At 47.8% G+C, this 1148-nt stretch carries 1 protein-coding gene; it reads left to right on the forward strand.

Annotated features, from left to right (window positions below; translation table 11 throughout):
- Positions 1 to 1148 (forward strand): collagen-flanked surface repeat-containing protein (locus ACEE44_RS10310; RefSeq protein WP_449172164.1); only part of this gene is annotated, 1148 nt, incomplete at both ends.

A 1148-nucleotide genomic window follows, 5' to 3' on the forward strand; every position in this document is an offset into this window, starting at 1 on the left:
CCAGGCACAGACCAAAACGGTAACCCAGGTCAAACGATTACTATTGTCAAACCAGATGGCACACGAGAAACTACCTTTATCCGTGACGGTAAAGATGGCGCTAAAGGTCAAGACGGTAAGAACGGTGTAGACGGCAAGTCCCCACTAGTGGAACAAGTCGAAGTTCGCGAAGGTGACAAGGTTATCGGTACAACCATTATCATCAAAGATGACGATGGTAACGAAGTCAGCCGTCAAACTATCCTCAATGGTCAAGATGGTAAGAATGGTGCTGATGGTAAGAGTGCCGAAGTCACTGTTACTCCAGGCACAGACCAAAACGGTAACCCAGGTCAAACGATTACTATTGTCAAACCAGATGGCAGTCGTGAAACTACCTTTGTCCGTGATGGTAAGAACGGTGTAGATGGTCGCGACGGTAAAGATGGTAAGTCACCACTAGTAGAACAAGTCGAAGTTCGCGAAGGTGACAAGGTTATCGGTACAACCATTATCATCAAAGATGGCGATGGTAACGAAGTCAGCCGTCAAACTATCCTCAACGGTGTAGACGGTAAAGATGGTAAGAGTGCCGAAGTCACAGTAACCCCAGGCACAGACCAAAACGGTAACCCAGGTCAAACGATTACTATTGTCAAACCAGATGGCAGTCGCGAAACCACCTTTATCCGTGATGGTAAAGATGGTAGAGACGGTGTTGACGGTAAGGATGGCAAGTCTCCACTTGTAGAACAAATCGAAGTTCGCGAAGGTGACAAGGTTATCGGCACTACTATTATCATCAAAGATGGCGATGGTAACGAAGTCAGCCGTCAAACTATCCTCAACGGTGTAGACGGTAAAGACGGTAAGAGCGCCGAAGTCACAGTAACCCCAGGCACAGACCAAAATGGTAACCCAGGTCAAACGATTACTATTGTCAAACCAGACGGCACACGAGAAACCACCTTTATCCGTGATGGTAAAGACGGTAGAGACGGTGTAGACGGTGTAGACGGTGTAGACGGTAAAGACGGTGTAGATGGTCAAGATTGTGGTTGTGATCCAAATCTCCCAACCCCACCAATAGTCCCAACTCCACCGGTAGTTCCAACTGTGCCAGCAGTTCCAACTTCACCAGTAGTTCCAACTCCACCGGTAGTTCCAAC

The organism is Streptococcus sp. 32226D021BW, from assembly GCF_053545015.1.